The organism is Streptomyces sp. NPDC051913 (assembly GCF_044593635.1).
In the GTDB taxonomy this organism is placed as follows: Bacteria; Actinomycetota; Actinomycetes; order Streptomycetales; family Streptomycetaceae; genus Streptomyces.
Map to the genome: position 1 here is coordinate 322,170 of NZ_JBIUCI010000009.1, position 21,722 is coordinate 343,891.

The 21,722-nt window shown below is 73.1% G+C and carries 16 protein-coding genes; 7 read left to right on the forward strand and 9 right to left on the reverse strand.

The window, feature by feature from the left end; translation table 11 throughout:
- Nucleotides 1-261: 261 nt before the first annotated feature.
- On the reverse strand, nucleotides 262-660 hold the full coding sequence (locus tag ACIHIX_RS27895) for a DUF5997 family protein (RefSeq protein WP_399960745.1): 399 nt from the start codon (nucleotides 658-660) through the stop codon (nucleotides 262-264).
- 67 nt (nucleotides 661-727) lie between these two features.
- Between ACIHIX_RS27895 and ACIHIX_RS27900 the strand changes: the two genes are divergently transcribed.
- Nucleotides 728-1,495 (forward strand): LysR family substrate-binding domain-containing protein, encoded by a 768-nt coding sequence (locus ACIHIX_RS27900; protein WP_399960747.1) that lies wholly within the window; start codon nucleotides 728-730, stop codon nucleotides 1,493-1,495.
- Here ACIHIX_RS27900 and ACIHIX_RS27905 read toward each other — a convergent pair.
- The gene (locus tag ACIHIX_RS27905; protein ID WP_399960749.1) at nucleotides 1,492-4,296 is read right to left on the reverse strand and encodes a beta-L-arabinofuranosidase domain-containing protein; all 2,805 of its coding nucleotides are present in this window, start codon (nucleotides 4,294-4,296) and stop codon (nucleotides 1,492-1,494) included. The genes ACIHIX_RS27900 and ACIHIX_RS27905 overlap by 4 nt on opposite strands.
- A gap of 253 nt (nucleotides 4,297-4,549) precedes the next feature.
- Between ACIHIX_RS27905 and ACIHIX_RS27910 the strand changes: the two genes are divergently transcribed.
- The 3 genes from ACIHIX_RS27910 to ACIHIX_RS27920 all read left to right on the forward strand — a co-directional run bounded on the left by ACIHIX_RS27910 (nucleotide 4,550) and on the right by ACIHIX_RS27920 (nucleotide 9,617).
- Nucleotides 4,550-5,329 carry an SDR family NAD(P)-dependent oxidoreductase gene (locus ACIHIX_RS27910; protein ID WP_399960751.1) on the forward strand — a complete coding sequence of 260 codons (780 nt, stop codon included), beginning with the start codon at nucleotides 4,550-4,552 and terminating at the stop codon, nucleotides 5,327-5,329.
- A gap of 126 nt (nucleotides 5,330-5,455) precedes the next feature.
- Nucleotides 5,456-8,098 (forward strand): ATP-binding protein, encoded by a 2,643-nt coding sequence (locus ACIHIX_RS27915; RefSeq protein WP_399960753.1) that lies wholly within the window; start codon nucleotides 5,456-5,458, stop codon nucleotides 8,096-8,098.
- Nucleotides 8,099-8,201: 103 nt separating this feature from the next.
- Nucleotides 8,202-9,617: an FAD-binding oxidoreductase gene (locus tag ACIHIX_RS27920; protein WP_399960755.1), complete on the forward strand. Its 1,416-nt coding sequence runs from the start codon at nucleotides 8,202-8,204 to the stop codon at nucleotides 9,615-9,617.
- Nucleotides 9,618-9,638: 21 nt separating this feature from the next.
- Here ACIHIX_RS27920 and ACIHIX_RS27925 read toward each other — a convergent pair whose 3' ends face one another.
- The 3 genes from ACIHIX_RS27925 to ACIHIX_RS27935 are packed head-to-tail and all read right to left on the reverse strand — an operon-like array spanning nucleotide 9,639 to nucleotide 13,976.
- Nucleotides 9,639-12,749 carry a carboxyl transferase domain-containing protein gene (locus tag ACIHIX_RS27925; RefSeq protein WP_399960757.1) on the reverse strand — a complete coding sequence of 1,037 codons (3,111 nt, stop codon included), beginning with the start codon at nucleotides 12,747-12,749 and terminating at the stop codon, nucleotides 9,639-9,641.
- Between the two features lie 40 nt (nucleotides 12,750-12,789).
- Nucleotides 12,790-13,479: an HAD family hydrolase gene (locus ACIHIX_RS27930; protein WP_399960759.1), complete on the reverse strand. Its 690-nt coding sequence runs from the start codon at nucleotides 13,477-13,479 to the stop codon at nucleotides 12,790-12,792.
- Between the two features lie 20 nt (nucleotides 13,480-13,499).
- Entirely contained in the window at nucleotides 13,500-13,976 is a 477-nt protein-coding gene (locus tag ACIHIX_RS27935; protein ID WP_399960761.1) for an Lrp/AsnC family transcriptional regulator, read from the reverse strand.
- Nucleotides 13,977-14,174: 198 nt separating this feature from the next.
- Between ACIHIX_RS27935 and ACIHIX_RS27940 the strand changes: the two genes are divergently transcribed.
- Together ACIHIX_RS27940 and ACIHIX_RS27945 are read left to right on the forward strand one after the other, a co-directional pair.
- Complete coding sequence (locus ACIHIX_RS27940; RefSeq protein WP_399960859.1) at nucleotides 14,175-15,662, forward strand: FUSC family protein; 1,488 nt, start codon at nucleotides 14,175-14,177, stop codon at nucleotides 15,660-15,662.
- A 144-nt stretch (nucleotides 15,663-15,806) separates the two neighbouring features.
- Nucleotides 15,807-16,856 carry a lactonase family protein gene (locus tag ACIHIX_RS27945; protein ID WP_399960861.1) on the forward strand — a complete coding sequence of 350 codons (1,050 nt, stop codon included), beginning with the start codon at nucleotides 15,807-15,809 and terminating at the stop codon, nucleotides 16,854-16,856.
- A 121-nt stretch (nucleotides 16,857-16,977) separates the two neighbouring features.
- On the opposite strand, the gene ACIHIX_RS27950 is transcribed toward ACIHIX_RS27945, so the two are convergent.
- From ACIHIX_RS27950 to ACIHIX_RS27965, 4 genes are all read right to left on the reverse strand, one after another.
- Nucleotides 16,978-17,898 (reverse strand): sirohydrochlorin chelatase, encoded by a 921-nt coding sequence (locus ACIHIX_RS27950; RefSeq protein ID WP_399960763.1) that lies wholly within the window; start codon nucleotides 17,896-17,898, stop codon nucleotides 16,978-16,980.
- 119 nt (nucleotides 17,899-18,017) lie between these two features.
- A complete protein-coding gene (locus ACIHIX_RS27955) occupies nucleotides 18,018-19,025 on the reverse strand; it encodes an N-acetylglucosamine kinase (protein WP_399960765.1) in 1,008 nt (335 codons plus the stop codon).
- Nucleotides 19,022-19,699 carry a uracil-DNA glycosylase gene (locus ACIHIX_RS27960; protein ID WP_399960767.1) on the reverse strand — a complete coding sequence of 226 codons (678 nt, stop codon included), beginning with the start codon at nucleotides 19,697-19,699 and terminating at the stop codon, nucleotides 19,022-19,024. The genes ACIHIX_RS27955 and ACIHIX_RS27960 overlap by 4 nt, the downstream gene beginning before the upstream one ends.
- A gap of 74 nt (nucleotides 19,700-19,773) precedes the next feature.
- Nucleotides 19,774-20,859: a WD40/YVTN/BNR-like repeat-containing protein gene (locus ACIHIX_RS27965; RefSeq protein WP_399960769.1), complete on the reverse strand. Its 1,086-nt coding sequence runs from the start codon at nucleotides 20,857-20,859 to the stop codon at nucleotides 19,774-19,776.
- A 271-nt stretch (nucleotides 20,860-21,130) separates the two neighbouring features.
- Here ACIHIX_RS27965 and ACIHIX_RS27970 point away from each other — a divergent pair, with 271 nt between their 5' ends.
- Nucleotides 21,131-21,715, forward strand: a complete 585-nt coding sequence (locus ACIHIX_RS27970; protein ID WP_399960770.1) for a hypothetical protein — start codon at nucleotides 21,131-21,133, stop codon at nucleotides 21,713-21,715.
- Nucleotides 21,716-21,722: the final 7 nt, after the last annotated feature.

A 21,722-nucleotide genomic window follows, 5' to 3' on the forward strand; every position in this document is an offset into this window, starting at 1 on the left:
CTCCGCCGAGGGGCGTGCCGCGGCCGCGTGTGTGACTCGGGGGCGTGTCCTGGACAGGCGACAGGCGACAGGCGGCAGGCGGCAGACGGCGGGTGGCGGGTGGCGGGTGGCGGAGACCCGGATCAACGGCCGGCCGCGAGGAGGCCGGCGGGACGGAGCGGTTCTGCGTGGGCGGCCCACGCGACGGCCGGGGCCGGCCCACGGGGCGGCCCCGGGCCAGCCGGGCGGGCGGGCCCGGCCGGGGGAGCCCCGCGCCCTGCGTCAGTCGCGCTCGGCGCGTGCCGCCTTCTCGGCGTGGAGCTTCTTGACGCGGGCGCCCTCCTTGCGGACCTCGGCCTGCGTGGCGCGCTCCTTGACCAGCCACTCGGGCTGCTCCTGCTTCAGCGTCTCGATCTGCTCCGTGGTGAGCGGCTCGGTGACGCCGCCGCGCGCGAGGCCGGCGATGGACACGCCGAGCTTGGCCGCGACCACGGGGCGGGGGTGCGGGCCGTTGGCGCGCAGGTCCTGGAGCCACTGGGGCGGATCGGTCTGGAGCTCGGTGAGCTGGGCCCGCGAGACGACACCCTCACGGAACTCGGCGGGGGTGGCCTCGAGGTACACACCCAGCTTCTTCGCCGCGGTCGCGGGCTTCATCGTCTGGGTGCTCTGGTGCTGCGTCATGGGGTCAAGGGTATCGACTGGGTGAACCTTCGCCGACCACGGCGGGTAACCTGGCCAGGTGACAGGCGTGGACGAACCCCCGAAGACAGGCCCGGAAGAACCCCCGGCGTTCCGGCTGGCCTACGTCCCGGGAGCGACCCCCGCGAAGTGGGTGCGGATCTGGCACGAGCGGCTGCCGGACGTTCCGCTCACCCTCCTCCAGCTCTCCGGCGCGGAGGCGGTCGCCGCGCTGCGGGACGGCTCCGCGGACGCCGGTCTCGTACGGCTGCCGGTCGACCGTACGTTCTTCAGTGCCATCCCCCTCTACACCGAGACCACGGTCGTCGTCGTCCCCAAGGACCACGTCATCGCCGCCGTGGAGCAGGTGACCCTCGACGATCTGGCCGACGAGACCGTGCTGCACCCCCTTGACGACGTCTTCGACTGGGAGCGGCCGCCGGGGGAGCCGGCCTTCGAGCGGCCCGCGACCACGGAGGACGCGATCGAGCTGGTCGCGGCCGGTATCGGGGTGCTCGTCGTCCCGCAGTCACTGGCCCGGCTGCACCACCGCAAGGACCTGACGTACCGGCCGGTCACGGACGCTCCCGAGTCCTCCGTCGCCCTGTCGTGGCCGGAGGAGTCGACCACGGACCTGGTCGAGGACTTCATCGGCATCGTCCGTGGCCGCACGGTCAACAGCACGCGGGGCCGGGCCAAGGAGCAGGCGGAGCCGAAGCCGGCGAAGGCCAAGGCGTCCGCTCAGCCCAGGAAGCCGCAGCAGAAGCGGGCCGCCCCGGCCGGCGGACGGCGCAAGCCGCCCGCCGCCAAGCGCGGCAAGCCCAAGCGCAGGTCCTAGGACACGTAGGTCGCCTGCCCCGCCGTGTTGATCACCGTCTGGCCGTTGGCCTGGGTGAGCAGCCCGGCGGACACCCACGCGTTCACGGTGGACGTCGCCTTGGCCACCAGCGCGCTCTTGCTCGCGAAGGGTGCCCCCGCCCAGATCTCGTCGAGCAGCGTGGTGCCGTCGGACTTCGCCGGGTTGGCGACGCCCGAGTCGAGCTTCCCGAAGACGACCTTGGGCTCGGAACGCCGGAAGTAGGCATGGGTCGCGGCCTCCGTCCCCTCCATGAAGGGCGCGAACTCGGTGCCGTTGAGGGTGTAGTGGAGGGGCGTGCCGCTCACCGGGGTGAGGGTGGGCAGCAGATCGCCGGAGAGCGCGGCGTTGGCGTACAGCCCGAACGACAGGTAGCCGGTGGCCGAGTTGCGGGCGACCAGGTTGACGGGGCCGTAGAACAGGGTCTGCAACGACGGGTCGTCCAGGGCCTTTTCGACCCGCAGCCGGAAGGGGACGGTGACGCGGACGACATCGCCCGCCTTCCAGGTCCGCGACACCGTGAAATAGGTTCCGGCTGCCGGAGTCCCGTTCACCGCGGCGCCGTTGACACTCACCTGGAACCCGGCCGTCGCCCATGACGGCACCCGCAGCTTCAGGGCGAAGGTGGCGCTGCTCCCGCCGAAGGTGAGGGTGGTGCCCTGCTCGCGCGGATAGGTCGTCGTCTGAGTGATCGTCACCCCCTTGTCCGTCCAGGTCAGTTGGGAGGGGCTGTAGAGGTTGACGTACAGCGCGCTGCCGTCGGCGGCCTTGAAGTACACCGAGTCCTGGTACTTGGTGGCACTCTCCATGCCGGTGCCCTCGCAGCAGGTGGTGCCCTGCTTGGGCGTGTAGTCGCGGACATGACCGGGCGTCAGCCCGATGAAGTACGTGACGAGCGGCTTCTCCGCGTCGGCCTTGTCCTGTTTGGAACCGAGGACCTGGTTGTAGAGGGCCCGCTCGTAGTAGTCCATGTACTTCGGCGTCTGCTCGTGGAAGAACAGGGTCCGGCTGAGCTTGAGCAGGTTGTACGCGCAACACGTCTCGGCGTCGGTGTCGCTGATCGTGCCCGCGATCAGCCCGGACGCCTTCCAGAACTCGCCGGTGCTGGTGCCGCCGATGCCGTACATACGGTTCGGTACGACCATGCCCCAGAAGTTCTTCGCGGCGGTGAGGTAGCGCGTCTCGCCCGTCGCGTCGTACAGCCGCAGCAGCCCCGTGAAGATCGGTATGTGCTGGTTGGCGTGCAGGCCGTTGAGGATGTCCGTGTTCGCGGCGCACGCGTCGATGAGCGAGTCGAGGTCGAACAGCTTGGCCAGTGCGAGGTGTTCGGCCTTCCCGGTGACGGCGTACAGGTCGACGATCGCCTCGACGATGCCGCCGAACTCCCCGCTGGAGAACAGGCCCCACATCCGCTGGAGCGTCGCCTCGGGCAGCACCGACAGCCGGGAGTGCATCCAGTCGCCCATGCCGGAGGCGAGGTCGAGGGCGCGGGCGTCGCCGGTGGCGGTGTACGCGTCCAGCAGGCCGCGCAGGATCTTGTGCGCGGTGTAGTACGGCGCCCACACCTTGGTGTAGTCGCTCGCGGTCATCGACTCCAGGGTGATGAACTGCGTCTCCGGGTAGGCCGCCAGGAACCCGGGGTGGCTCGGCCCGCCCCAGGTGCGGCGCAGGGTGGCGGTCAGGCCGCGGCCGGACGCGTCGGAGAAGGTGCCGCCGCTCGTGGTCTGGAACCAGTACGAGGCGAGGTTGCCGAGTCCGGCCGTGGAGAGCTTGGCCTCGTTGGTCTGGAGTGAGGTGATCTCGGCCTGGGTCAGCGCCCGTGACCAGACGTTGAACTCGTCGAAGCCGCCCGCGTGGACAGGGTCGCCCGAGTAGTTCGAGCGGCCGAGCCAGTTGTTGGTGAGGGTGCCCAGCGTCGCCGGGTTGAGCGTCATCGCGGTGTTCGTGGCGACGGCGGTGCCGTTGACGTACAGCGTGCCGGTGCTGCCGGAGATCGTGACCGCGAGGTGGCTCCACTGGTTCAGCGGCAGCGCGGCCGTGCCGTTGAGGCCCTGTTCGCCGCCGGCCCCGCTGGTGGTGATGGCGAAGCGGGGCACACCGCTCGCGTTGCGGCCGGCCAGATACATGTACCGGGTGGTGTTGTTGCCGAAGTCGAAGACCCGCTGCCAGTTGGCGTCGTGCGTGGGCTTCACCCACACCGACAGCGTGATCGCGGAGGCCCCGCCGAGTACCGCGGCGGGCAGGTCGACGTACTGGTAGGAGCCGCGCACGTTCTCCAGCGCGCTGCCCCATTTCCCGGTGACGGACAGCATCTTGGGGTCGGTGCGCAGGGCGGCTCGGGCGTCGGTCAGCGCCCCCACGACGGTCGCGATCTTGTCGGCGAAGACCTGCTCACCGGTGCTCGCGTACGCCTGGGACAGCATGGTCAGGAAGTGCCCGGTGTAGTGCCCGCGCAGATTGCCGTTGGCCTCGCCGTCCAGCCCCTCCCAGCCACCGGGCGCGACCGCGCCGCCGGTGGAGAGCCCGGCGTTGGCGCGGAAGACCTGGACGAGCCGGTTCACGTCGTAGCCGCGCGCGTGGTCGAGCATCAACTGCCGTTTGTCGGCGAACACACCCGCGTTCAGGGCCACTTCAGCGAGGGAGAAGGGCTGTACGGACCAGGCGGCGGGTGCCGCGGAGGCCGCCGCGACGGCCCTCCCGCTCGCGGCGTACGAGATCGCGGGCGCGACCGTGGCGAACGCGGCGGCCTGGAAGAGGTGTCGTCTGGAGAGGGGCGGGGCCATGTGTGCTCCTCTGGTGCATCCTCGGGAGGGGGTCCGAAAGGTTCGAAATAACGAACACCATTCGAATGGTCGACCAGACGATAGGGAGGGGGCGCTTGAGCGTCAACGGGTCGGGAGCGCCCAGTTCCGGCCGAAAGTCTCGCCACGGCGTGGTCGAACAGCCGAGGACGCGCTCGCCGACCGTGCCAGGGCAACGGGACTGGGACGGGCCCTGGGTGACAGCGCGTCCGACACCGCCTTCTAGGGTGCGGACATGACCACGCAGCCGTATCTCTCCGCACTGTTCTCCCTCGAAGACCGTGTCGCCCTCGTCACCGGCGGCAGCTCCGGCATCGGCCGGGCCGTCGCGGGCGCGCTCGCCCGGGCCGGAGCGAGCGTCGTGGTGGTGGCCCGCAAGGAGGCGGAGCTGGCGGCGACCGTCGACGAGTTGGCGGCCGACGGCTGCCGCGCGGCGTGGGTCAGCGCCGACCTCGGCACCCGCGACGGCGTGCGCGCGGCGGCCGAGGAGGCGGTGAAGGCCTTCGGGGAGCCGGACATCCTCGTCAACTCCGCAGGCGTCAACCTGCGGCCCCCGATGGGCGAGCTGGCCGAGGGCGTGTGGGACACCACCATGGCCGTCAACCTGGAGGCACCCTTTCTGCTGGGGCAGCGGTTCGGCCCCGGCATGGCCGAGCGCGGCTTCGGGCGGATCATCCACATCACCTCCCAGCAGGCCCACCGCGCCTTCGTCCAGAGCGGCGCCTACGGCGTCTCCAAGGGCGGCCTGGAATCCCTCGCCCGTTCCCAGGCGGAGGCATGGTCGCCGTACGGCGTCACCTGCAACACGCTCGTGCCGGGCTTCGTGATGACCCCCCTCAACGCCCGCCTCGCGAACGACCCCGAGAAGGTCGCGGCGCTCGCCGCCCGCACGATGGTCGGACGCAACGGGCTGGCCGAGGACTTCGAAGGCGCCGCGGTCTTCCTCGCGAGCCACGCCTCCGCGTACGTCACGGGCCAGTCGATCTTCGTCGACGGCGGCCTCTCGGTGCACTAGGACAACGCCGCGGGGGCGCGGCGCACGGCGCGACCAGCCACGACGGCGCCGCACTCGCCGATTCCCCGCACCCGGCACCTCCCTGACCCGGCTCAACCAGCGGAGCGCTCTGGCAGAATCGGCCCCGTGGATCGATGGATCCTCGAACGCGAGCGCGAGCTGACGCGACTGGCCGCGGCCGCCCGGGAGGCGGCAGCCGGTGCCGGTTCGGTGGCGCTCGTCTTCGGTGAGGCGGGCATCGGCAAGTCGAGCCTGGTGAAGGCCATGCCGGAGCGGCTGCCCGGCCAGGCCCGGATGCTCGTCGGCCAGTGCGACGACCTCGCCACCCGGCGCCCCCTCGGCCCGTTCCGCGACCTCGTCGGCAGCGTCGGCGCCGATCTCGCCCGCGCCGTCATGGAGGGCGGCGACCGCCACCGCGTCTACGAGGCCCTGCACGCCGAACTCGCCGGTACCCCGCACCCCGCGGTCCTGGTCGTCGAGGACGTCCACTGGGCCGACGAGGGCTCCCTGGACGCCCTGCGCTTCCTGGTCCGGCGGATGGAAGGCCTGCCCGCCCTGCTCGTCCTCACGTACCGCGACGACGAGTTGAGCCGCGAACACCCCCTGCGTCACCTCCTCGGCCAGGTCTCCCGCACATCGCGCGTGCACCGGCTGCCCCTCGCAAGGCTCTCCCTCGACGCGGTGCGCGCGCTGAGTGCCGCCCGCAGACTCGACGCCGCCCAGGTGTACGAGGTGACGTCCGGCAACCCCTTCTTCGTCGCCGAGATCGTGGCCGCCGGCGGCACCGGGGGAGTGCCCCCGACCGTCGTCGACGCCGTCATGGCCCGGCTGCGGGGCCTGGACCCGGCGACGGTGGACGCGCTGGAACAGCTCGCGGTCGTACCCTCCGCGGTCGAACGTCCGCTGGTCGACGCCCTGTTCAAGGGCGGCGTGGCCGTACTGGCCGCCGCCGAGCAGCGCGGACTGCTCACCGTCGTGCCGGAACGGGTCGCGTTCCGGCACGAGTTGATCCGGCGGGCCGTCCTCGACTCGCTGCCCGCCGCCCGCCGCATCGACCTCAACCGCTGCGTCCTCGCCGCGCTCGTCGCCCGGCCCGGCTCCGACGCCGCCCGCATCGTCCACCACGCCGACCAGGCCGGCGACCAGGACGCCATCGCCCGCTACGGCCCCGACGCCGCCAAGGACGCCGCCTGCGCCGGCGCCCACCGCGAGGCCGCCGCCCAACTCCGGCTCGTCCTGCGCCAACGCCACCGCTACGGCCCGGCCGACCTCGCCGATCTGCTGGAACGCTACGCCGTGGAGAGTTACACCATCGCCGACTCGGCCGCCGCCGTCACCGCCCAGCGCGAGGCCGTCGCGCTGCGCCGCGCCCTCGGCGACACCCTCGGGCTCGGCGCCGACCTGCGCTGGCTGTCCCGCATCCACTGGTGGGCCGGTGACGCCGACCAGGCCCAGGACGCCGCCCGCGAGGCCGTCGCCGTTCTCGAACACGCCGGCGACGACCGGCTCCTCGCCCTCGCCGTCAGCAACACCGCCCAGCTGCGCATGCTCTCCGACCGCTACACCGAGGCCGTCGAACACGGCGAACGGGCCATCGCCCTGGCCCGTAAGGCCGACGACGCCGCGATCCTCTCCCACGCCCTGAACAACGTCGGTACGGCCCGCTGGCGCGGCGGCGACCCCGGCGGTCGGCGCCAGCTGGAGGAGAGCCTGGAGGTGGCGCTCGCCGCGGGCGAGGTCGAACACGCCTGCCGCTCCTACGCCAACCTGATCTGGACCCTCCTCGACAACCTCCGCTACGACGAGGCCGACCTCTTCCTGCCCCCGGCGATGGACCTCGCCGACCGCGCCGAACACCTCGGCTTCCTCAACTACCTGCACGTCGAACTCGCCGTACGGCGCCTGGCCGCCGCCGACTGGGAGGACGCCGAGAAACACGCCGAGTACGGCATGCACGACTTCGTGCCCGCCCGCTGCCCCGCCCTCACCGTCCTCGCCCGGGTCCGGATCCGCTGCGGCCGGCCCGGCGCCGCCGAACTCCTCGCCGAGGCCCGCGAGATCGCCGTACGCACCAGGGAACTCCAGCGCACCGGGCCGGTCGCGGCGGCGCTCGCCGAGGCGGCCTGGCTGCGCGGCGACCTCGCCGCCGTCACCGCCGCCGCGGGGCCCGTCCACGCCCAAGCCGACCGACTGCCCGGCGTCCCCTACCGCGCCGAGCTCGGCTACTGGCTCACCAGGGCCGGCCACACCGTCCGGCTCGACGACTCGGAGCATCCGTACGCGCTCCAGGCCCGCGGCCTCTGGCACGAGGCCGCCACCCGCTGGCTGGAGGCGGGCTGCCCCTACGAACACGCCGTCGCCCTCGCGGAGAGCCCCGATCCCGCCGACAAACTCACCGCCCTCGCCACCCTCGACGCGCTCGGCGCCGAACCGCGCGCCCGGCTGCTGCGCACCGAACTGCGCGGGATCGGCGTACGGCACATCCCGCGCGGCCCGCTCGCCGCGACCCGGGAGAACCCGGCCGGCCTCACCCGACGCCAGCTCCAGGTCATGCGGCTGCTCGCGGACGGACTGACCAACGCCGAGATCGCGGCGCGGCTCGTGGTGTCGGTGCGGACGGTCGACAACCACGTACGGGCCGTCCTCGACAAGCTCGACGCCCCCACGCGCCGCCACGCGGTCGCCCGCGCGGCGCGGCTCGGACTGCTGGCGGAAGGGGAAGGAACGCTCCCGGAGGCCGAGGGGCCGCTTCCGCTCTCCGAAACGTAGGTATCCGGCGGCGCCGAGCTGGGTGACGCACACGGATGTCCGTTCGGTGGTGACGCGAGTAGAACGGGCGAATCGATCCGAATTTCACGAAACGGGGGATCGCATGTCCAGCTCCATCGCCCGCGCGGCGCGCAGTGAACTCACCGAATTCACCGGCGAGTTGATCGGCCCCGACGACGCCTCCTACGAGGAGGCCCGCAGCGTCTACAACGCGATGATCGACCGGCGCCCCGCCCTGGTCGCCCGCTGCGCCGACGCGGACGCCGTCGCCCGCGTGATCGGCTTCGCCCGCGCCCACGACCTGCCGCTCGCCGTGCGGGGCGGCGGCCACCACGGCGCCGGCCTCGGCACCGTCGACGGCGGCGTGGTCGCCGACCTGTCGCCGCTGAAGCACATCGAGGTCGACGCCGAGGCGCGCAACGTCCGGGTCGGCGGTGGCTGCGTCTGGGGCGAGGTCGACCGCGCCACCAACGCCCACGGCCTCGCCACCCCCAGCGGCATCATCTCCACGACAGGCGTCGGCGGCATCACCACCGGCGGCGGCCTCGGCCACCTCACCCGCAGGTGCGGGCTGACCATCGACAACCTGCTGGAGGCCGAGGTCGTCCTCGCCGACGGGCGGAAGGTGGTCGCCAGCGGCTACGAGAACAGCGACCTGTTCTGGGCGATCCGGGGCGGCGGCGGCAACTTCGGTGTCGTCACCTCGTTCCTGTTCCGGCTGCACGAGATCAGCACGGTCGTCGCCGGACCCACCTTCTGGGCCGTGGAGGACAGCGCCGAAGTCCTCGCCGCCTACCGGGACTTCCTGCCCAACGCACCCCGCGAACTCAATGGCTTCTTCCTGCACGGCACGGTCCCGCCCGCCCCGCCGTTCCCCGAGGAGATCCAGCTCCGCAAGACCGCCGGCATCGTCTGGTGCTACACCGGCGCCGACACCGAGGCCGCCGCCCGCGAGATGGCCCCGCTGCTCGACGCGCTGCCCGCGCCGCTGCTGCACGCCCCCATGGTGCTCCAACACCCCGAACTCCAGGTCATGTTCGACGGGCTCTACCCACCCGGCCACCAGTGGTACTGGCGCGCCGACTTCGTGGAGTCCATCCCCGACGACGCCGTCGCACTCCACGCCAAGTTCGGTGCCGAGGTCCCCACGATGCAGTCGACCATGCACCTCTACCCGATCGACGGCGCAGCCCACGACGTCGGCCAGGACGAGACCCCCTGGGCCTACCGGCACGCCAACTGGGCGTCCGTGTACGCCGGTGTCGACCCCGACCCGGCCAACGCCGAGCTGGTCAAACGCTGGACGGTCGACTACTTCGACGCCCTGCACCCGTACTCGGCGGGCGGCGCCTACGTGAACATGATGATGGACGAGGGCCAGGAGCGCGTCCGCGCCAGCTACCGCGGCAACTACGACCGGCTGGCCCGCATCAAGGCCGACCGCGACCCGGACAACGTCTTCCGCCTCAACCAGAACATCCAGCCGGCCGCGAAGCCGACGCACGAGTCGCGGCCGTAGTCCGCGCGTCACAGGGGGCGCTCACCAGGTGTCCACGTACGAGCGGTGCCCCGGCTGCGGGGCGGGGCACCGCTCCAGGGCCGCCAGGATCCAGGCCCGCGACCCGGCCGGGTCGATCACCGCGTCGATCTCCAGCGCGGCCGCCGCGTTGACCGCCTTCCCGTGTTCGTACAACTCGGCGACCCGCGCCTCGAAGGCGCGCGCACGCTCGACCGGGTCCGCGATCGACTCCAGCTCCTTGCGGTAGCCGAGCCGGACCGCGCCCTCCAGCCCCATCCCGCCGAACTCCCCGCTGGGCCAGGCGGCGGTGGCCAGCGGAGCACGGGTAGAACCGCCCATCATGGCCATCGCGCCGAGCCCGTACGCCTTGCGCAGCACCAGACTCACCAACGGCACCCGCAGATTGGCGCCGGTGACGAACAGCCGCGCGAAGTGCCGTACCGTGGCGGTCCGTTCGGCGTCCGGGCCGACCATGAACCCCGGGGTGTCGCACAGCGAGACGACCGGCAGCCCGAACGCGTCGCACAGCTGGAGGAAACGGGCCGTCTTGTCGGCCGCGTCCCGGTCGATCGCCCCGCCCAGATGCGCCGGGTTGCTCGCGATCACCCCCAACGGCCGCCCCTCGACCCGGGCCAGACAGGTCAGCACCCCGACCCCGAACTCCGCCCGCAGCTCCAGCACGGACCCGACGTCCGCCAGGCCGTGCACCACGGCCCGCACGTCGTACGCCCGCCGCCGGTTCTCCGGCACCGTGTGCCGCAGCAGCCGCTGATCCGGCGCCTCCCCACTCCCGTGCGCGCCTTGGAAGTACGCCAGGTACTGCCGGGCCACCCGCACGGCCTCCGCCTCGTCGGCGACCGCGATGTCGACGACCCCGTTGGGCACCTGTACCGACAGTGGCCCCACCTCCTCCGGCCGGTACACCCCGAGGCCGCCGCCCTCGATCATCGCGGGCCCGCCCATCCCGATGCTCGCCTCGGGCGTGGCGATCACCACGTCACAGCAGCCGAGCAGCGCCGCGTTCCCCGCGAAACACCGCCCCGAGGCGATGCCGACCAGCGGCACCAGACCGCTCAGCCGCCCCATCCGCTGGAACGTGGTCACGTCGAGGCCCGCGACCGCCGTCGTGTCGGTGTCCCCGGGGCGGCCCCCGCCGCCCTCCGCGAACAGCACGACCGGCAGCCGCCGTTCCGCTGCGATCTCCAGCATCCGGTCGGTCTTGCGATGGTTCTGCAGCCCCTGGGTCCCGGCCAGGACGGTGTAGTCGTACGACATCGCCACGCACGGTTCGCCGTTGACCCGGCCGGTGCCGCTGACCAGACCGTCCGCCGGCGTCGACCGGATCAGGTCGTCCAGCGAGCGCCGCCGGCGCTGGGCGGCGATCGCGAGGGCCCCGAACTCGGTGAACGTGCCGTCGTCGCACAGGTCGTCGATGTTCTCTCGGGCCGTACGACGACCGAGCGCCCGCCGTTTCGCGACCGCCTCGGGCCGGTTCTCGTCCAGCCCGAAGGCATGCCGGTGCCGGACCTCCGCCAGGTCCGCCCGGACGGAGTCCAAGTCGACGGCCTCGTCCGCGACTTCCTCCGCCCCGCCGCCGTCGTAGCCCTCCAGCTCGATCAGCGACTGTCCTTCGCCGACCGACGCACCCACCCGCGCATGCACGGCGCGCACGACACCCGCCCCGGGGGCGCGCACCACGTGCTCCATCTTCATCGCTTCGATCACCGCCAACTGCTGTCCCGCACGCACCCGTTCACCCGGGGAGACATCGACGGAGACGACGGCCCCGCTCATCGGGGCGGATGCCGATCCGTCGACCGGAGCGGCATCCGGGACCACGACGGAGTGCTCCCAGAAGCCCGGCCGTGCCAGCACCTCCCGCAACAGCGGGATGCCGGTCCGTACCCCCTCGACGGCGAACTCGCCCAACGCCCGCCGCACCCGTGCACAGGCCGCCTCGACGCCACCGCCCGGCACATGCGCGACCACCTTCGCGAGCAACGGGTCGTACCGCGAACCGACCTCCACCCCCGCCCGCACCGCGGTGTCGACCCGCACCCCGGGCCCGGTCGGCACGTCGAACCGCGTGATCCGTCCCACCGACTCGGAGCTCACCCGCGCCTGCACGGCGAACCCGCGCGGCGGCGCGGGTGGCCCGGACAGCCCCAGTCCGGCGAGCGTCTCCCCGGCCGCGAGGCGCAGTTGTACGGCGACCAGGTCGCACCCCGTCACCTCCTCGGTGACCGTGTGTTCCACCTGGAGGCGCGGGTTGGCCTCGATGAAGTGGAACCGGTCGGCCAGGACGAGGAACTCGAAGGTGACCAGGCTCGAACAGCGGGCGGCGACCGCCATCCGCAGCGCGCTGTCGAGGATCTTCTCCCGTACCGCGTCCGGGAGTCCGGGCGCGGGCGCGATCTCGATCAGCTTCTGATGACGCCGTTGGACGGTGCAGTCCCGGTCCCACAGATGCGTGACGGCACCGGTCGCGTCCCCGGCCACCTGCACCTCGATGTGCCGGGCGCCCTCCAGCAGCCGCTCCACGTACAACTCGCCGCGTCCGAAGCCCTGCACGGCCTCCGAACGGCACCGCTCCCACGCCCCGTCCAGCTCCTCGACCCGCCGCACCACCCGCAGACCGCGTCCGCCGCCCCCGCCGACGGCCTTGACCATGACCGGTCCGTCCACCAGGAAGGCCCGGGCCTCCGCAAGGCCGCCGTCGCACGCCGGGAGGACCGGAACCCCTGTCCGGACGGCCAGTTCACGCGCCCGCACCTTGTCCCCGAAGACCTCCAGCACCTCGGGCGCGGGCCCGACGAAGACGACGCCCGCCTCGGCGCAGCGCCGGGCGAGGTCGGCGCTCTCGCTCAGGAACCCGTAACCGGGGTGCAGATAACGGCAGTCGGCCCGTACGGCAGCGTCGACGAGGGAGTCCGCGTCCAGGTAGTCGCCCAACGGCACTGCCTCGTCGGCCAGTCGGACATGAGCGTCGTCGCCCTCGACGTACACCGCGACCGTGCGCAGCCCGCACTCGGCCGCGGACCGCAGCACCCGTACCGCGATCTCCCCGCGGTTGGCGACCAGTACGGCACCCATGCGTGAGCCCTCCAGAGCGTCGGTGACCAGCCCCGTCATGCTGGTCGACGTCGGCGTCGAGGTCCAGGGTGCGCAGGTGTCAGGGGGCCGAGCGAGCCAGCCAGTCGTACGCGTCCCGTGCCGTGAACTCCTCCTGACCGCCGCGCAGGAGCAGGGCGGCGGTGGCGAACTCCGGGGCGTCGGCCTGCGCGGCGACGTACGGGATCGCGATGCAGCGCATTCCGGCCGCGTGCGCCGCGGCGACGCCCGGGGCGGCGTCCTCCAGGACCACACAGTCGGCCGGAGCCGCGCCCAGCCGGCGGGCGGCCTCCAGGAAGACGTCCGGGGCGGGCTTGCCGCGCTCGACCTCGTCGGCGGAGACGACGGTGTGCAGGAAGGCGTCCAGACCGGTGCCGGCCAGGATCGCCTCGATGGCTTCCGGCGAGGACCCCGAGGCGACGGCCATCGGAACGTTCTCGGTCGCCAGCAGCTCCACGAACTTGCGCATCTCGGGGTACGCGCGCGTGGAGACACGCGCCAGCTCCAAGTAGCGTCGGTTCTTGGCCTCGAAGACCTCCTCCACGGAGGCCGCGAGGCCGTACTCCCGCTTCCAGATCCCGACCGTCTCCAGGGTGCTGATCCCGACGTACCGCTCGTGGTCCGCCCAGGTGTAGTCGGGGACGCCGTACTCGGCGAGCACCTGACGGCCGGCCTCGTAGTAGTTCGGCTCGCTGTCCACGAGCGTTCCGTCGAGATCGAAGATGACCGAGGTGGGCCCCAGAGTGCTCATGTCGTCCAGGATGTCAAAGATCAGTTCCGGGTTGTGCGGCCGATCGACTCCACGAGCGGCAGCAGCCGGTGCGGCACGCGCTCGCGCAGCGCCACCTCGGTGCGGGTGCGGACCACGCCCGGCAGGCTGATCACCTTCTGGATCACGTCCTCCAGATGCGCGTTGTCCCGCGCCACCACCCGCGTGAGCAGATCACCGCCGCCCGCGATCGAGAAGGCCTCGACGATCTCCGGCACGGCCGCCAGCGCCTCGCCCACGTCGTCGAGGCGGCCCTGGGTGACCTCGATGTGCACGAACGCCAGCACCGGATGTCCGAGGGCGGCGGGGGAGAGCGACGGACCGGTGCCGGTGATCACGCCGTCCCGCTCCAGGCGGTCGAGGCGGGCCTGCAACGTGCCGCGGGCGACCCCGAGGATGCGGGCGTACTCGCGCACGCTCGTGCGCGGCTGCTCCAGCAGCAGCCGCAGGATGCGGGTGTCCAGCTCGTCCACGGCCATCGCGCAGCCGCCTTTCCGCGGTGGTGGTCCGTTGGCCCGCTGATGGACGGGCGGAGACCGTTTTGTCTGTGCCAATGGCTCAGCATATTCGACACCACTTGAGCCAGTCGCCACGGCGATGCTGCAATGAGCCTGTCGATGGCGCTGCGGACCCCGCGGCGCCTTTTGCATGTCGAGACACAGCAGGGGCGGTCGGTAGTGCTGAAGAGGGTGTTCGTGGCTCCGGACCCGGGGCGGACGCGGCTGCGGTTCGCGGCCCGGGCCGTCCTCGGTATCGGGCTCGCCGTGGTCGTGTGCGCGCTCGCCGGGCACTCCCTCGTCGGCGCCGTCACCGGCGGGCTCGCCGCGCTGCTCGCCCTGTTCACCGTCACCGACGCCACCGTGCGCGGACAGGCGGTCACCACCGCGCTGCTGCCCGCCGTCGGCCTGCCCGTGCTGGCCGCCGCGGCCGAGCTGCACGACCACCCCGTCGCCCGCGACCTCACCTTCCTCGCCGTGATCGGCGCGGGCGTGTACGCGCGCCGCTGGGGCCCGCGCGGACACAGCCTCGGCGTGTTCGCGTTCATGACCTTCTTCGTGGCGCAGTTCCTGCACGCCACCACCGACCGGCTGCCCGAGCTCTACGCCGCCGTCCTGCTCTCCGTGGCCACCGCCGCGGCCGTGCGCTTCGGCCTGTGGTGCTACGAGCGTCGGCTGCCCCTGCCCGCCGTGCCCGCCCCGCCCGCCGGTACCGGCCTCGCCAGGGTGACCACCCGCCAGGCCGTCCAGGCGACCGTCGGCGCGGGCTTCGCGCTCGTCGTGGGCCAGCTGGTGTCCGGCGAGCGCTGGTACTGGGCCGTCGGCGCCACCTGGTGGGTCTTCGTCAACACCGCCTCGCGCGGCGAGACCCTGGTCCGCGGCTTCCGCCGTGTCCTCGGCACCGTCGTCGGCATCGGCATCGGCCTGCTCGTCGCCGTACCGCTGGACGGCGCCGGGCTCCCCACGGCCGTGCTCCTCGCCGCCTGTGTCTTCGGGATCTTCTACACGGCCGCGGTCTCGTACACCTGGATGATGCTCTGCGTCACCGTCCTCGCCGAGCTGCTCTACGGCCTCCTCGGCGTCCTCACCCCGGACCTGCTCGCGCTGCGCCTGGCGGAGACCGGCATCGGGGCGCTCGGCGCGGCCCTCGCCGTGCTGTTCGTGCTGCCCGTGACCACCCACACCACCACCGACGCCTGGATCCAGCGCGCCCTGCGCTGTGTCCACGCCTGCACCGCCGAGGCCGCCGCCCGACTCGCCGGCACCCCGGACGCCGACCCGGCCCCGCGCGTGGCCGAACTGGAGCAGTCGCTGGCCAGGGTCCGGCTCTCCGTCGCCCCGCTGGTGCACCCGCTGAACCCGATGCTGGGCCGCAAGCGGCGCGCCCGCCGGGTGCTCGCCCTGCTCGACGACTGCGCCCGCGAGGTCCGCGGCCTGGTCGCCGTCGCCGCCGACCCCGAGGCCTCGCACGACGCCCGCCTGGCCGCCGCGTGCTGGCGCGTGGAGACCGCGGTCGAGGCCCTCACCGGCGGAAAGCAGCCGGCGGTTCCGGACCAGCCGTCCGTGGAGGAACCCGCCCTGGCCCATCTGCACGGCCTGGAGCGGGCGCTCGCCGACCTGGCGGCCCCGCTGCGGGCACCGTCCGGCTCGCCGCTGGTGGGGGCCTGACGACTCCGCGGGACGTGAACGACGTGGCCGCCGGACGGCTGTCGTCGTCCGTCGCGGGCGGATGAAATCCTCGTCGTATGGTCCTTATGGTCTAGACCGCTGCTACCGTCACCCCCAATGGCTCAGGACCGAGAGGGGACAGCGGTGGCAGACGGCGGCGGGTGGCAGCGGAGGGCCTTCATCGGGTCGTTCACGGCGGCCGGAGGCCCCGGCATCGTGACGGCGGCCGTGGCCCCGGACACCGGCGCCCTCACGCTCCTGAGCAGCCTCGACGGCCTGTCCGACCCCTCGTACCTGGCCCTGGCGCCGGACGGGGACACGCTCTACGCGGTCAGTGAGACCGCCGAGGGCACGGTGGCCGCCTACCGGGTCACCGGCGACCGGCCCGAGCCCGTCGGACGCCCGGTGCGGGTCGGCGGCGGGCCCACCCACCTCGGCCTGTACGACGGCCACGTCCTGACCGCCGACTACGGTTCCGGCAGCGTCACCGCCGTCCCGCTCCGCCCCGACGGCGGCCTCGCGGGCCCCGCCTCCGGCGCACTGCGCCACACCGGCGCGGGCCCGCACACCCGGCGCCAGCAGGGCCCGCACGCCCACCAGGTGCAGGCCGACCCGAGCGGGCGGTGGATCGTCAGCGTCGACCTCGGCACCGACTCCGTCCGCGTGTGCACACTGACCGACGGGACCCCGGTCCCGCACCGTGAGATCGCCCTGCGCCCCGGTTCCGGGCCGCGGCACCTCGCCTTCCACCCGGACGGCACCCGTGCCTACGTCGTGAACGAACTCGCCCCGACCGTCACCGTCTGCCGCTGGGACGCCTCCGACGGCCTGCTGAAGCCGCTGACGGAGGTGCAGGTGCTGGCGGACGCCCCGGCCGGCGACGCCTACCCCTCCGGCATCGTCGTCTCGCCCGACGGCCGCTTCGTGTGGACCGCCACCCGAGGCGAGGACGTCCTGTCCACGTTCGCCGTCGACGGCGACGAGCTGCGCCTCCTCGCCACCGTGCCGTGCGGCGGCCACTGGCCGCGGGCCATCGCCGAGTCGGGCGGATACCTGTACGTCGCCAACGAGCGCTCCGGCGACGTGACCTGGTTCGCCCTCGACCCGCAGACGGGGCTGCCGCGCCGGGGCGGTCCGGGTCCGGGCCCGGCTTCGGTGAAGGTGCCGGCGGCGTCCTGCGTGGTGTTCGACTGACTCCCGAGCACGCCGCCGCATGCCGAAGGGCCCGCCTCCCGTACCGGGAGCGGGCCCTTCGGCGGTGCCTGCGGTCGCGCGTGCGGCGGTGCCGGCTGGTCGGGCCAGCGGCGTGCCTGCCTCAGCGCGTCGGAGCGCCCTGCGGCTGCTGCGGCGCGATGCCCAGCGCCGTCGTGTACTTCGCCAGCGCGAGCTTGCCGATCGCCGGGTAGGGGCCGAGCGCCTCGGCGGCGGAGCAGCCCGCCTCCTTGGCCGCCTCCTCGATCAGACCCGGGTCGATCTCCGGCCCTATCAGGTACGGCGCCAGGGCCAGGTTCTGCGAGCCGGAGCCGCGCAGCTGCTCGGCCACGGAGGCGATCGAGCCCTCCTGGTCGAGGGCGGCCGCCATCACCGGCACGGCGAGGCGCGCGGCCAGCAGCATGCCGGTGATCCCGGCCGCCTGCACGGCCTCGTCACCGCCCACGGAGGCCAGGATGATGCCGTCCGCGGCGGTCGCCACGGTGAACAGCCGGGCGCGGTCGGCGCGGGCCAGACCGGCCTCGGACAGCCGCACGTGCAGCGCCTCGGCGAGCAGCGGGTGCGGGCCGAGCACATCGGTGAGGTCGGCCGCGACACGGCTGTCCATCACGGCCTGGCGGACCACCCGCAGCAGCGCGCTGTCCGGACCGGCCAGCAGCGGCACGACGACGGCGACGGGGCCCTCGGGCTCCTTGACGTCGAGGCCCGCGGCCCTGGCCTGCTCGTAACGGGCCGTGCGCTCCTCGCCGGCGTGCGCGAGCACGGACTGGAGCGTGGGGAACTCCACGTCGTCCCCGTCGAGGTAGCCGATCCGCGCGTCGAGGCCGGGGAGCTCGGAGCGGGCGATGCTCACGACCTCCTCGGCGAGGCTGCGCGTGGCAGCGCTGGGCGTTCCCGGCACGGCGAGAACAAGCGCGGGCGCGCCCTCGGGAGCCGCCAGCGGCTCGGGACGGCGGTGCCGTCCGGGCTGGCGGGGGCGCGGCATTCGTACTGGCAGGCCGGCGGGCCCAGTGGGGGAGCTCATGGCGCCGCATGTTACTGGCTTACTGGGCTTCCCTGTTCGGGGAGGGTGCAGGTGAGCGGTATCCGTCCGGTTTTGTCTGATGAGTTACGCGGGGATCGGACGCGGGCGCCGTGTCCGGATCAGTCGCCCGTTCCGGTCATCACGTGCACCATCGACGGGTCACTCGGCAGAGTGAGCGCCCCGGTCGCCAGGTCGGTCGCGATCCGCACGGCCCCGTGCAACGGATCCCCGGCGGCCGCGACCCGGCGTGCGTGCGGCAGCCGTTTCGCCAACTCCTCCTCCAGGGGTACGAGGAGCGGGGCGCCCATCCTGAACAGCCCGCCGGTGACGGCCACGTGGGGTTCTCCGCCGGGCGGACAGACGGCCGCCGCCGACTCGGCCATGTGCCGGGCCGCCTCGCGCAGGATGCCGGCGGCCACCGGGTCGTCGTCCGCGCAGGCGGCGACCTGGGGTGCGAAGGAGGCGAGGACGGCGGGCCGGTCCGGGCGCGGATAGAGCCGGCCCGGCAGCCCGGCCATCGGACCGAACTCGCCCTCGGCGCGGGCCAGCAGCCCGGCGGAGCCTCCGGGCCGCCCGTCGTACGCCCGCAGGGCCGCCTCCAGCCCCGCCCGGCCGATCCAGGCACCGCTGCCGCAGTCGCCGAGGAGATGCCCCCAGCCGTCGGCGCGACGCCAGCCGGTCAGATCCGTGCCGATGGCGATGAGCCCCGTACCGCCCGCGACCACGGCACCCGGCGTCGGCCCGAGGGCACCCACATAGGCGGTGACGGCGTCGGCGACGAGCGCGATCGGCCCGACCCCGAACTCCCGTCGCAGGGCGCCCGGGAGTTCGGCACGCAGGGCGTCGCCCAGCGTGGTCAGCCCGGCGGCCCCGACGACGGCGGCACGGAGCCGCATCACCCGTGTCTCGGCGGCCAACTCCCGGACCATCGGCACCAGTTGTTCCATCAGGTGCACCGGGTCGATACCTCGCGCCCCCGTACGCACCGGCACGCGTGACTCCCGCAGGCCCAACGCGCCGCGCCGCGCCGTGCCGACGGCGACGCGGAGACCGGAGCCGCCGGAGTCGACGGCGAGGATTCCGGGGTCGGCCGCAAGTCCCCCGTCGCCGGCGCCCGTCGCGGTCACGGCAGACGCCAGTCCACCGGTTGCCCTCCCTGTCGGACCAGCAGGTCGTTGGCCCGGCTGAACGGACGGGAGCCGAAGAAGCCGCGGTCCGCCGACATGGGGGAGGGGTGGGCCGACTCCACGGAGGGCAGATCGCCGAGGAGCGGACGCAGATTGCGGGCGTCGCGGCCCCACAGGATCGACACCAGCGGCTTGCCGCGTGCGGCCAGCGCCCGTATCGCCTGCTCGGTGACCTCTTCCCAGCCCTTGCCGCGGTGCGCGGCCGGCTTGCGCGGGGCCGTGGTGAGCGCCCTGTTGAGCAACAGCACGCCCTGCTGGGTCCACGGCGTCAGATCACCGTTGGAGGGCTGGGGCAGCCCCAGATCGGTGTGGAGCTCGCGGTAGATGTTGATCAGGCTGCCGGGCAGCGGACGCACCTCGGGCGCTACCGAGAACGACAGGCCCACCGCGTGTCCGGGCGTCGGGTAGGGGTCCTGGCCGACGATCAGGACGCGGACCTCGTCGAAGGGCTGCTGGAAGGCCCGCAGGACGTTGGATCCGGCCGGGAGATAGGTGCGTCCCGCGGCGATCTCCGTCCGCAGGAAGTCGCCCATCTCGGCGATCCGTCCGGCGACGGGTTCCAGGGCCTTCGCCCAGCCCGGTTCGACGATCTCATGCAAGGGTCGTGGTGCCACGGGCGTCACCCTACTGCCGCACGGGCAGCGGCGATCAACCGGTGGCCAAGGCCCGGTGGTCCCCCCCTCGTGGCTCATCCCACCACCGCGGCCCGCACGCACAGCACGTCCGGCAGATGCGAGGCGAGCTGCTGCCAGCTGTCGCCGTCGTCGCCCGAGGCGAACACCTCGCCGTTGCGGTTGCCGAAGTACACCCCGGCCGGATCCGCGTCGTCGGTGCAGAGCGCGTCACGCAGCACCGTGCCGTAGTGGTCGCCCTGCGGCAGCCCCGCGGACAACGGCTCCCAGCTCTTGCCCGCGTCCGTCGTACGGAAGACCCGGCAGCGGTGGTCGGCGGGGACGCGGTCCGCGTCGGCGTTGATCGGGAACACGTACGCCGTGTCACCGCGGCGCGGGTGGGTGGCCATCGCGAAGCCGAAGGTGGACGGCAGTCCCTCGCCGATGTCGGTCCAGTGCGCTCCCGCGTCGTCACTGCGGTAGACGCCCCAGTGGTTCTGGAGATACAGCCGGTCCGGGGTCACCGGGTCCTGGGCGACCTTGTGCACGCACTGCCCGAACTCCGGGTCGGGATCGGGCAGGAACACCGCGGAGACACCGGAGTTGGAGGGTGTCCAGCTCGCGCCGCCGTCGGACGTCCTGAAGACCCCGGCCGTCGACACGGCGACCGTCACCGCCCGCGGATCGCGCTTGTCCGTCACGACCGTGTGCAGCCCCTCGCCACCGCCGCCCGGGACCCACTTCGACCGGGTCGGGTGCTCCCACAGCGGGCGGACCAGCGTGAAGGTCTCCCCGCGGTCCTCGGAGCGGTACAGCGCCGCCGGTTCCGTGCCCGCGTAGACCACGTCGGGCTCCGCGGCGGCCGGATGCAGCTGCCACACGCGCTCCAGCGAAGCGCCCGTGTCCTTCGGGAACTTGACGGCGGGCTGGGCCGGTTCGGTCCAGGTCCGGCCGAGGTCGTCGGAGTGGAACACCGACGGACCCCAGTGCGCGCTGTCGCCGCCCGCCAGCAGGCGTGGCCGCTCACCCCGGGTGTCGATCGCGACCGAGTACACGGCCTGCGCGTTGAAATACGGACTCTCGTCGAACTCCCAGGCGCCACCCCGCCCACGCCCGATGAACAGGCCCTTGCGGGTCCCTACGGCGAGCAGTACCTCGGTCATGCCGATCACCTCCGCGACGTCCTTGTCTCAGATATCGGCCAGTCTGCACCCAGCCACTGACAGTCACCCCTGGAAAGGGCTCCGTCGCAGGTCAGGGCGGTGATGGTAGCTCGTGTCGACGATCGGTGGGCGGCTTTCGCGAAGACCGGGCGGGGGTGCGGGGCTTGTGCGACGGTCGAGCCGTGGAGACTCGTCGTGAGCACCTCGGCGACGTCCCCCGTATGGAAGGGCGGCCCGGCATGTTCATGCGCTCATGAGGAGGAAGCCTTCGATGGCGTTCCGTAATTCGAAGGTGTGGTTGTGGCGCTGGCGGCGCAATCCGCTCAGGCGGCGCGCCGACAAGGTGGAGGCCTGGGTCATTCTCGGCGCCTGGCTGCTCACCGTCCTCGCGGGGGTGTCCGCCGGTCTGGTGGCGAGCCGGTCCGTCGAGGGCACCCTCGCCCGGGAGCGCGTCGAGTGGCGGCAGGTCGAGGCCCGGCTCGTGGCGAAGGCACCCGGCACCTTCGCCGGGCAGACCGGGACCAGCAGCGGCGACCAGGTGTGGGCGGAGGTCCGCTGGGCGGCCCCCGACGGCTCCTCGCACACCGGCCAGGTCCGCGTCCGTCCCGGCAGCGCCGGCGGCACCCCGGTCCCCGTCTGGACCGACCGGGAGGGCCGTCTGGTCACCCGCCCCGCCACCCCCGCGCAGGCCCACCTCCGCGCCGCCCTGATCGGTGCCCTGCTGGGCGTGAGCGCGGCGATCGTGCCGTTCGTCACCGGACGCATGCTGTGCGGCCGCCTGGAACGCCGACGGATCGACCAATGGGACGCGGAGTGGGCACGGTTCGGCCAGCAGCGGGGGAGGACGACAGGCTGAGGGAGGG

What these genes read in the sequence shown, in the direction of transcription:
- ACIHIX_RS27905 (WP_399960749.1), bottom strand. Translation starts at nt 4,296, where the DNA reads ATGGCCCCGCCCCTCTCCAGACGACACCTCTTCCAGGCCGCCGCGTTC.
- ACIHIX_RS27930 (WP_399960759.1), bottom strand. Translation starts at nt 13,479, where the DNA reads ATGAGCACTCTGGGGCCCACCTCGGTCATCTTCGATCTCGACGGAACG.
- ACIHIX_RS27935 (WP_399960761.1), bottom strand. Translation starts at nt 13,976, where the DNA reads ATGGCCGTGGACGAGCTGGACACCCGCATCCTGCGGCTGCTGCTGGAG.
- ACIHIX_RS27895 (WP_399960745.1), bottom strand. Translation starts at nt 660, where the DNA reads ATGACGCAGCACCAGAGCACCCAGACGATGAAGCCCGCGACCGCGGCG.
- ACIHIX_RS27950 (WP_399960763.1), bottom strand. Translation starts at nt 17,898, where the DNA reads ATGAGCTCCCCCACTGGGCCCGCCGGCCTGCCAGTACGAATGCCGCGC.
- ACIHIX_RS27920 (WP_399960755.1), top strand. Translation starts at nt 8,202, where the DNA reads ATGTCCAGCTCCATCGCCCGCGCGGCGCGCAGTGAACTCACCGAATTC.
- ACIHIX_RS27910 (WP_399960751.1), top strand. Translation starts at nt 4,550, where the DNA reads ATGACCACGCAGCCGTATCTCTCCGCACTGTTCTCCCTCGAAGACCGT.
- ACIHIX_RS27970 (WP_399960770.1), top strand. Translation starts at nt 21,131, where the DNA reads ATGGCGTTCCGTAATTCGAAGGTGTGGTTGTGGCGCTGGCGGCGCAAT.
- ACIHIX_RS27925 (WP_399960757.1), bottom strand. Translation starts at nt 12,749, where the DNA reads ATGACGGGGCTGGTCACCGACGCTCTGGAGGGCTCACGCATGGGTGCC.
- ACIHIX_RS27965 (WP_399960769.1), bottom strand. Translation starts at nt 20,859, where the DNA reads ATGACCGAGGTACTGCTCGCCGTAGGGACCCGCAAGGGCCTGTTCATC.